This is a genomic window from Candidatus Binatia bacterium (genome assembly GCA_035631035.1).
Taxonomy (GTDB): domain Bacteria; phylum Eisenbacteria; class RBG-16-71-46; order SZUA-252; family SZUA-252; genus DASQJL01.
The window spans coordinates 18,101-27,884 of sequence record DASQJL010000056.1 but is presented as its reverse complement, the minus strand read 5'-3'; the positions used below and the strand labels follow the sequence as shown (position 1 = coordinate 27,884).

Here is a 9,784-nt window from a genome sequence, read left to right as displayed (position 1 = left end):
GCCCACTTAGTTTCGGGCCCTCCTGGACAACGCACAATTTTCCAGCCACATACGCCCATGTTTCACGTGAAACATGGAATCGCTGGCGCTCCGTTCTCTTCTCCCCTACACTGCGATCTCCCCGATTCGGACAACCCAACTTCGGTTCGTGGACAGGGTGGTGGTGCGATGCCAAGGACGGTAGCGGTGGCGAACCAAAAGGGTGGCGTCGGGAAGACGACGACCGCCGTGAATCTGGCGGCGGCGCTCGCGATGGCGCAGCGCCGGGTCCTCCTCATCGATCTGGATCCCCAAGGAAACGCAGGCAGCGGTCTCGGCTATCCCGGCGTGAAGGTGACGCGCGGGATCTACGACGTCCTGACCGCGCACGCCACCCTCCGCGAGGTCCTGATGGAAACGGAAGTGCCCGGCCTCAGCCTGGTGCCCTCGGGTCAGAGGCTCGTCGGAGCGGAGGTCGAGCTGGTCGGCGTGGACCGCCGTGAGTACCGGCTCAAGGACGCGCTGCGCGAGATCGAGGGGGACTTCGACTTCATCCTCATCGACCCGCCGCCCTCGCTCGGCTTCCTGACGATCAACGCGTTGACCGCGGCGCGGTCGGTGCTGGTGCCGGTCCAGTGCGAGTACTACGCCCTCGAAGGACTGAGCCATCTGCTCGGGGCGATCCGCCTCGTCCAGCAGGGGCTGAACCCCGAGCTTCAGATCGAGGGCGTGCTGCTCACCATGTACGACAACCGCCTGAATCTCTCGCAGCAGGTGCTCGAGGAAACCCGGCGCTTCTTCGCGGAGCGCGTCTATCGAACCGTGATCCCGCGGAACGTGCGCCTCAGCGAGGCGCCCAGCTTCGGGAAGCCGGTCGTCATCTATGATCCGCAGTGCGCAGGAGCGACGAGTTACGTGAACCTGGCGAGGGAGGTGTTGGAACGTGGTTAGAAAAGCGCTTGGTCGAGGGCTCGAGGCTTTGATTCCCGCAGCGGTCGAGCGCGAAGTGCCGATCGTTCCCGAGTCGCGGCCTTCCGCGGACGCGAGGGCGGCCGAGGCCCGTCCCGGGGACATTCAGCACATCCCGCTCGCGAAGATCGTGAGAAATCCCTCGCAGCCGCGAACGCAGTTCGACACTCCGGCCATCCAGGAGCTCGCCGCCTCCATTCGCGAGCGCGGCGTCCTGCAGCCGGTGCTGCTCCGCCCCGCGGGCGATGGTTACCAGCTGGTCGCCGGCGAGCGCCGGTTTCTCGCCGCGCGCGAGGCCGGCTTCGCCTCCATTCCGGCCATCATCCGCCCCCTCACCGATCGAGAGTCGCTTCTCATCGCGTTGATCGAGAACATCCAGCGCGAGAATCTCAACCCCATCGACGAGGCGCGCGCATATTACCGACTGGCAACAGAATACGGCCTGCAGCACGAGGAGATCGGGCAGCGGGTCGGCAAGGATCGCTCCACGGTTTCCAACGCGATTCGATTCAACAACTTGCCTCAGGACGTCCAATCCCTCATGGAGTCCGGCTCTCTCAGCGCCGGCCACGGCCGCGCGCTCCTCTCCCTCTCCACCGCGAAGCAGCAGAGCGATCTCGGAGCATCCGCGGCATCGCACGCCTGGTCGGTGCGCGATCTCGAAGAGCGGATCCGCCGCTCGGGCTCGCCTCGTGCGGCGAAAGCGCGTCGATCTCCGCGGCGGGCCTTCTCCGCCGAGCTCATGGCTCTCGAGGACGAGCTGATGCGGGTGATGGGCGCCAAGGTGAGGCTCACGCGGCGGCGCGGCGGCTCGGGCAGCGTCCTGATCGAGTACCATAATGAGGAAGAGCTCGAGCGGATCCTCGGCATGCTCCGGGAGATCGGCTCGGCGGGTCACGCCTGAGAAGGATGCAACCCGCACCCGCCGGCGCGTGTCCTACCCGTGGACCGGGACGGCACACGAGAATCGCCGCTCCGAAAGCGACCCCTCGGGGGTTTGTGGATAACTCGCGAAAACCGGTGGAAAACGCGATAATCGCCGCCGGCGCAAGGGCTTTGCAAACGGTAGACGATGAGAACGGGGCCGGTTATGCACAGAGGCCCAAAGTAGGCATACGGGCGCGCCTTTCCGCGCGGCCGGGCCATTTCGGCGCACCACTGAGGAACCCTTCATGACGCATTCGACCGCATCCGGCGACGTCCGGCTGCTCGAGGAGCTGAGCGCCGCGCGCGGCGAGATCCTGACCGAGCTGCGGAAAGTGATCGTCGGGCAGGACGTCGTGGTGGAGCAGCTCCTGACCGTGCTCTTCGCCAACGGGCACTGCCTCATCGTGGGCGTCCCGGGCCTCGCGAAGACCCTCCTCGTCTCCACCCTGGCCACCATCCTCGACCTGCAATTCAGCCGCATCCAGTTCACGCCCGATCTCATGCCCTCGGACATCACGGGGACCGAGATCCTCGAGGAGGAGGCGGGCACCGGGCACCGTTCCTTCAAGTTCATCCACGGGCCGATCTTCGCGAACGTGGTCCTGGCCGACGAGATCAACCGCACGCCGCCCAAGACCCAGGCCGCGCTTCTCCAGGCGATGCAGGAGTACCGCGTCACGGCGGGCGGCACGACCTATCCGCTCTCCCTTCCGTTCTTCGTGCTGGCGACGCAGAACCCGATCGAGTTCGAGGGCACCTATCCGCTTCCCGAGGCGCAGCTCGACCGCTTCATGTTCCACATCTCGGTCGGATACCCCAGCGACGCCGAAGAAGAGCTGATCGTCACCAACACCACGAGCGCCTACGAAGCGCATCCCAAGAAGGTGCTGTCGGTGGAGCGCATCATCGACCTGCAGCGCCTGGTGCGCCGTATTCCGGTCTCCGAGCACGTCGTGCGGTACGCGGTGCGGCTGGCGCGCGCGTCCCGTCCTGGCGAGAACGCCGCGCCCTTCATCAAGGACTGGGTCTCCTGGGGCGCAGGCCCGCGCGCGGCGCAGTATCTGGTGCTCGGCGCCAAGGCGCGCGCCGCGCTCGCGGGGCGGCCCACCCCGAGCGCAGACGACGTGAAGGCGGTCGCGCCGGCCGTGCTCCGCCACCGCATCATTCCCAACTTCACGGCCGAGGCCGACGGCATCTCGACGCTCGACATCATCGCCAAGCTCCTCGAAGCCACGCCGAGCGTCGACGGGAAGCACGCGTAGCGAGGCCGGCGCCCCGCCCGTGAGCCGTTCCATGCGTGAGCCCGCCGCTTCGCTGCGCGAGGTGCGTCCTTGAGCCAGGAGCGCGCCCGAGAGCGCACCCGCCTGCTCGATCCGCACTTCGTGTCGAAGCTCGCGCGCCTGGATTTGAAAGCGCGGCTCGTCGTGGAGGGATTCCTGACCGGGCTCCACCGGAGTCCCTACCACGGCTTCAGCGTGGAGTTCGCCGAGCACCGGCAGTACATGCCGGGCGATCCGCTCCGTCATCTCGACTGGAAGGTGCTCGCGAAGTCGGATCGCAAGTATCTGAAGCAATACGAAGAAGAAACCAATCTTCGCGGTTCGCTGCTCGTGGACACGAGCGCGAGCATGGGCTACGGCTCGCACGGGATCACGAAGCTCGACTACGCGCGCCAGCTGGCCGCCGCGCTCGCCTACCTCATGCTCACGCAGAACGACGCCGTGGGGATGTTCGCGTTCGCGGCCGGGCGCGGCGAGCACATCCCCGCCCGCTCCACGATGGGGCATCTCCGTCCGCTCCTGCTCCTGCTGGAACGGCTTCAGCCGGGGGGCGGAACCGACTTCGCCTCGTCCCTCCATTCCCTCGCCGAGCGGCTCACGCGGCGCGGCCTCGTCGTGATCCTCTCCGACCTCCTGGACGACCCGGAGCGGATCGCGCAGGCCATCCACCATTTCCGCCACCGCAAGCACGAGGTGCTCGTCTTCCACATCCTCGATCCCATGGAGGTCTCGTTCGACTTCCAGCGCGAGGCCGTCTACGTGGATCTGGAGAGCGGCGAGCGGGTCACGACGCGGCCGCGCGAGCTGCGCTCCGACTATCGCCAGCGCGTGAGCGCGTGGCGCGAGACGCTGCGGCAGGCCTGCATCGAGAAGCGCGCCGACTACGTCCCTCTCACGACGGACCAGCCCTACGATCGCGCGCTCCTCGAGTACCTGTCGAAGCGCGCCCGCCTCCTGTGAGCGGCCGGCGCTGATGCCGACCCTCTCCTTTCTGAATCCCGCGTTCCTCTGGGCGCTGCCGGCGGCGTCGCTGCCGATCCTGATCCATCTCCTGAGCCGCCAGCGCCTGCCGGAAGTGCGCTTCCCGACGACGCAGTTTCTCCGCCAGCTCGAGCCGCGCGAGATCCGCCGCCTCCGGCTGCGCGAGATCCTGCTTCTCATCCTGCGCACGCTGGCCCTCCTCCTCTTCGTGCTCGCCTTCGCGCGGCCGTCGCTGGCGCCGCGCGGCGCGGTGACGCACGCGGCCGCGGCGGTGGGGATCCTCCTCGACGATTCGGAGAGCATGGCCGCGCTGGACGACCGCGCCCGTCCTCGCATGGAGGGGGCCGTGGCGCGCGCGCTGGCGATCGCGGATGCCGGCCGCGCCGGCGACGAGCTCTACCTGGCGCGGGCGACGCGGCCGGGAGAGGCGGAGATCGGCCGGGCGCGGGACCGCGTGCGCCTGCGCCGCACCATCGAGCGGATCGAGGCCGAGCCGCTCCCCGCGCGCCTCGAAGGCGCGATGCATGCTCTGCGCCTGGCCCTCGGGCGAAGCCCCCTCAAGGCCCGCGAGCTCTATGTGATCAGCGATCTCCAGCGGGTCAGCCTCACGCCCGAGGCGCGGCGCGAGATCGCCGAGGCGGCCGCGGGCGGGATCCGGGTCATTCTTCTTCCGGTCGCCGAGGGGCGCACCCCCAACCACGCGTTCACCGCCGTCGATCCGGTCACGCGCCCCGGCCCCGAGGGGCGCGGGCTCGAGGTCCGGGCGCGGCTCGTGAACTACGCCGACGCGCTCTCCGATCGCCTCGCGCTCCGGGTGCGCCGCGGCGATGCGCTGATCGGCGGCGGGGACGCGGCGCTCAAGGCCGGGGAAACGCGATGGGTCTCGATGCCGCTCGAGCCGGGCGCGGTGAACGATCCCGCCATTCCCGTCGTCGCCGAGTCGGACGAGGACGCGCTGCCGCTCGACGACCGCTGGTATGCCGTGCTCGGGGCGCCCCGGCGGCTCCGCGTGCTCCGGATCGCCGAGCCGCGCGGCGCCGCACCCGCTCCGCGGTTCGCCGCGCTCGCCCTCGACCCCTCGGGAGACGGCACATCCGGGTTCGCCGTCGAGACCGCCGGTCCGGGCGCCCTGCTCGGACTATCCAAGTCGCGCGCCGACGTCGTCATCCTCGAGGACGTGGCCTCGCTCTCGGGCGACGCCGAATCGCGTCTCAAGGGCTACGTCAAGGAAGGCGGCGGCCTGGTCGTGGCCCTCGGCCCGCACGCCGATCCCGATTACTACACGAAGCGGCTCTTCCCCGGGCTCGTGGACCTGACCCTGGCGGGGCCGGATCGCCCCGTGGAGGGAACCTCGTTCGAGCTGCGCGCGCGCCTTCCGGGCCACCCGGTCCTCGAGGGGCTCGCGGTGGGGGTGGGCTCGCCGCTCACGCAGGCGCGGCTTTCGGGAATGATGCGCGGCCGCACCGCATCGGCGCGCGCCGAGGTGGTGGTGCAGACCACGGGCGGCCTTCCGCTCGTGGTGGCGGCGCCCTCGGTCGCGGTCTTCCTCTCCTCCTTCGCGGACGATTGGGGGGACCTGCCGTATTCCGGCGCGTTCGTTCCGCTGGTGCGCGGGCTCGTTTCCTACGCCGCGCGCGCCTCGGAGAGCGAGCCCGGTTCCGAGCCGCGCGTGGGGGAGCGTCCGTTCGCGCGCCTCGACGCCGCCCCTTCGGGCGCGGTCGTGGCCCGGGGCCCCGGCGGCTTCACCTCGCCGGCGGCCGTGGAAAACGAGGGGGCCGCCTTCCGCGCCGTCGCCGACGCTCCCGCCATGGCCGCGGGGTTCTACACGTTCGAAGCCGGCGGCAGGGCGCTCGCGACCGTCGCGGTGAACCCCGACCCGGTGGAGAGCGATCTCGCCGCCGTGCCGGCCGATTCCCTGAAAGCCGACGCCCAGGGGCCGGGCGGTGCGCCCGTGCTCTCGATCGACAACCGCGCGGCGCTCGCGACGAGGCTGGGCGACACCCGGCGCGGGCGGGAGCTCTGGCTTCCGCTCCTGGTTCTGGGCGGAGTCTTTCTGATGGGCGAAATCCTCCTCGGCAGCGCCCGCGTCCTAGATCGGTAGAGCCATGAGCGCCGTCCGCGAGCCGTCCCGAGAAACGAACCCCGCCGAGCCCTCCCGGGTGGCCGCCCGCCTTCTCGAGGCGGGCGGCACGCACCCGCGCATCCAGGAGATGATGGAGCGCCTGGACGCGTCCGCGCCCGGCGCCTCCATCCGGATCCGCGGCGTCGCCGGGAGCGCGGGCGCTCTGGTCGCGGCCCTTCTCGCGCGGCGCCCGGGGACCCGCCTCGCGGTGATCGCCCCCGATCTGGACCGCGCCGAGGGTTGGCACGACGATCTCTGCTTTTTCCTCGGCCCCGACCGGGTGGTCTTCATTCCACCGCACGACACGGTTCCCTGGAGCTCCCAGGTCGCGACCGCCCCGGTGCGCGAGGACCGGATCCACGCGTTCCTGCGCCTGGGAGATCCCGATCCGCCCGTCGCCGTGATTCCCGCGCTCGCGCTCCACCGGCTGGCGCCCGCGCCCGACCGCATCCGCGCGCGCGCGATCACCGTGCGCGCGGGGCTCACGATCGCCCCCGAGGCGCTGCTCCGCCGCCTGGTGCTGGCCGGCTACCGCTCCGTTCCCGAAATCGGCGAATCGGGGGAGGTGAGCCGCCGCGGCGGGATCGTGGACGTGTTCGGCCCGGGGATGGACCACCCCGCGCGGCTCGAGTTCGACGGCGACACCGTGGCGTCGCTCCGCTCCTTCGACGTCACCTCGCAGCGCTCGACCGGGCCGATCGAAGAGGCGCGCCTGGCGCCCGCGCGCGAGCTCCTGTACTCCGAGGACGCCGACGAGCGCCTGCGGCCGATGGACGCTCCTTCGGCGCCGCGCACGTCCGAGACCGATCGCATCCGCGACCTCGTGGCCGAGGGGATCTACTTCGAGGGGATGGAGTGGGCGGCGCCGCTCCTCGGCCTTCCGCTGGGCTCGGTGCTCGACCACCTGGCCGAGAACACCATCCTCTGGGTGGACGAGCCGGCCGCGGTGGAGCGCGAGCTGCAGGACGCCGAGCGCGAGACCGAGCGGCTCGAGGAGGACGCCCGCGCGAAGACGCCGCATCTGCCGCCGCGGGAAGCGCTCTTCGAGCCGCCCGAGCGCGCGGCCGGCCGCCTCGCCGGGCGCCGTCGCGTGGAAGCCGCGCTCACCGTGCGGGAGGGAGCCCCGCGCGGCGAGGTGATCGCGCTGGACGCCCGCCCGCAGCCCTCGTTCGGACGAAAGCTCGACCTCTTGCGCACCGAGCTGAAGCGCCTGAGCGACCTGGGCATGACGCGCATGATCCTCTGCGACAACCGGGGCCAGGCCGAGCGGCTCGAGGAGCTCCTGGGCTCCGACCTCGGCGGGATCGACATCGGCGACCTGAGCGCCGGGTTCGTGCTGCCGGGGGCGAAGCTCGCCGTCTTCACCGACCACGAGATCTTCGCCCGCTACCGCCGGCGCCGCGCGCGGAAGCTCCGCCCTTCGGCGGCGGCGCTCCGCGAGCTGCTCACGCTCACGCCGGGCGACTACGTCGTCCACCTCGATCACGGCATCGGCGTCTACCGCGGGCTCAAGCCGCTGACGCTGGACGGCCAGGAGACCGAGTGCATGCAGATCGACTACGCGGGAGGCGACCGCCTCTTCGTGCCGATCGGACAGCTCGGGATGGTGGAGCGCTATTCGGCCGAGGAGGGGCGCGCGCCCGCGGTCCACCGGCTCGGCGGCACCACGTGGGCCCGCGTGAAGGCGAAGACGCGGAAAGCGATCGCCGACATGGCCGAGACGCTGCTCCGCCACTACGCCGTGCGGAAGGCGCGCCCGGGGCGGGCGTTCGGCCCCGACACGCCGTGGCAGCGCGAGCTCGAGTCCTCGTTCATCTACGAAGAGACGCCCGACCAGCTCCGCGCGGTCGAAGAGGTGAAGAAGGACATGGAGTCGGCGCGGCCGATGGACCGCCTCATCTGCGGCGACGTGGGCTACGGCAAGACCGAGGTGGCGATCCGCGCCGCCTTCAAGGCGATCCAGGAAGGAACGCAGGTGGCCGTGCTGGTGCCCACCACCGTGCTCGCGCAGCAGCACTTCGTCACCTTCAGCGAGCGCTACGCCGACTATCCCGTCCGGGTCGACATGCTGAGCCGCTTCCGCTCGCCGAAGGAGCAGAAGGAGACGGTCGCGAAGATCGGCACCGGCGAGGTGGATCTCGTGATCGGCACCCACCGCCTCCTCTCCAAGGACGTCGTCTTCAAGAACCTGGGCCTCGTCGTGATCGACGAGGAGCAGCGCTTCGGCGTCGCGCAGAAGGAGCGGATCCGCACCCTCGTCGAGACGGTGGACGTGCTCACCCTGACCGCCACGCCGATCCCGCGCACGCTGCACATGAGCCTCCTCGGCGCGCGCGACATGTCGGTCATGACCACCCCGCCGCGCGGCCGCTATCCGATCCGCACGGAGATCGTGGAGATGAGCCAGGAGGTCGTCGGCGAGGCGCTGCTGCGCGAGTCGGACCGCGGCGGGCAGTCCTTCTTCGTGCACAACCGCGTGGAATCGATCGACCGGATCGCGCACTACGTGACCAGCATCGTCCCGCAGCTCAAGGTGGTGGTCGCGCACGGGCAGATGAAGGACACGCAGCTGGAGAAGGTGATGGTGGAGTTCCTGGAACGGCGCGCCGACGTGCTCGTCTCCACCATGATCATCGAGTCGGGGCTCGACATCCCCACCGTGAACACGATGCTGGTGCACCGCGCCGACGCGCTGGGGCTGGCCCAGCTCTACCAGCTGCGCGGACGGATCGGCCGCTCGCACCACCAGGCGTTCTGCCACCTGCTGGTTCCCGCGGGCAAGGTGCTGACCGAAGAGGCGGAGAAGCGCCTCCGCGTGATCGCCGAGCACGAGGAGCTGGGCGCGGGGCTCATGATCGCGATGCGCGACCTGGAGATCCGCGGGGCCGGAAACCTCCTCGGGCCCGAGCAGCACGGGCACATGCTCAGCGTGGGATTCGACCTCTACTGCCGCATGGTGGACGAGGTCGTGCACGAGCTGCAGGGCGAGCCGGTGGACCGCCGCCCCGAGCCCGAGGTTTCGAGCCCGCTCCCGGCCTTCGTTCCCGACGAGTACATCGAGGACGGCGACGAGAAGCTCGACGTCTACCGCCGGATGGCCGCTCTCTCGACGCTGGAGGCCCTGGAGGCGCTGCGCGCCGAGCTGCGGGACCGCTTCGGGCCGCCGCCCTCGGAGGTCGAGCACCTGCTGGCCCTGAAGGGGCTTCGGATCCTGGGCAAGGAAGCCGGGGCGGAGCGGCTCCGGATCGGCCGCGACCGCATCGAAATCGAGCTGCACGACCCGCTTCCCCGGGAGCGGATCATGGCGCTGGTGCCCGAGGTGCCCGTGCCGATCGAGTTCGCCTCGGGCGCCCGGACCCTCCGGATCCGTAAGCCCGGAGATCCGCTGCCCTTGGCGACAAAGGTGTTGCGGGCCCTGGCACCCGTTGATAGCGTTGCGCGCCTGCCTCTTCCGACCGCCGGAAGGTGAACTCCGGGGCCCCTCCGGGGTACAGAGGGGAAGCAGCGCCACCGAGGAGACTCGCCG

6 protein-coding genes are annotated in these 9,784 nt (G+C 70.4%); all 6 read left to right on the top strand.

The genetic code is table 11. The features are described 5' to 3' along the window. Nucleotides 1-168: 168 nt before the first annotated feature. The 6 genes from VE326_05430 to mfd all read left to right on the top strand — a co-directional run bounded on the left by VE326_05430 (nucleotide 169) and on the right by mfd (nucleotide 9,727). Complete coding sequence (locus tag VE326_05430; GenBank protein ID HYJ32642.1) at nucleotides 169-930, top strand: ParA family protein; 762 nt, start codon at nucleotides 169-171, stop codon at nucleotides 928-930. A gap of 28 nt (nucleotides 931-958) precedes the next feature. Next, nucleotides 959-1,852, top strand: coding sequence for a ParB/RepB/Spo0J family partition protein (locus VE326_05425; protein HYJ32641.1), 894 nt, complete (start codon nucleotides 959-961; stop codon nucleotides 1,850-1,852). A 268-nt stretch (nucleotides 1,853-2,120) separates the two neighbouring features. Beyond that, a complete protein-coding gene (locus VE326_05420; GenBank protein HYJ32640.1) occupies nucleotides 2,121-3,137 on the top strand; it encodes a MoxR family ATPase in 1,017 nt (338 codons plus the stop codon). A gap of 69 nt (nucleotides 3,138-3,206) precedes the next feature. After that, a complete protein-coding gene (locus tag VE326_05415) occupies nucleotides 3,207-4,115 on the top strand; it encodes a DUF58 domain-containing protein (protein HYJ32639.1) in 909 nt (302 codons plus the stop codon). 13 nt (nucleotides 4,116-4,128) lie between these two features. Continuing rightward, nucleotides 4,129-6,237: a BatA domain-containing protein gene (locus VE326_05410; protein HYJ32638.1), complete on the top strand. Its 2,109-nt coding sequence runs from the start codon at nucleotides 4,129-4,131 to the stop codon at nucleotides 6,235-6,237. Nucleotides 6,238-6,241: 4 nt separating this feature from the next. Continuing rightward, a complete protein-coding gene (gene mfd / locus VE326_05405; protein ID HYJ32637.1) occupies nucleotides 6,242-9,727 on the top strand; it encodes a transcription-repair coupling factor in 3,486 nt (1,161 codons plus the stop codon). The last annotated feature ends 57 nt before the right edge of the window (nucleotides 9,728-9,784 follow it).

What these genes read in the sequence shown, in the direction of transcription:
- mfd (HYJ32637.1), top strand. Translation starts at nt 6,242, where the DNA reads ATGAGCGCCGTCCGCGAGCCGTCCCGAGAAACGAACCCCGCCGAGCCC.
- VE326_05420 (HYJ32640.1), top strand. Translation starts at nt 2,121, where the DNA reads ATGACGCATTCGACCGCATCCGGCGACGTCCGGCTGCTCGAGGAGCTG.
- VE326_05430 (HYJ32642.1), top strand. Translation starts at nt 169, where the DNA reads ATGCCAAGGACGGTAGCGGTGGCGAACCAAAAGGGTGGCGTCGGGAAG.
- VE326_05410 (HYJ32638.1), top strand. Translation starts at nt 4,129, where the DNA reads ATGCCGACCCTCTCCTTTCTGAATCCCGCGTTCCTCTGGGCGCTGCCG.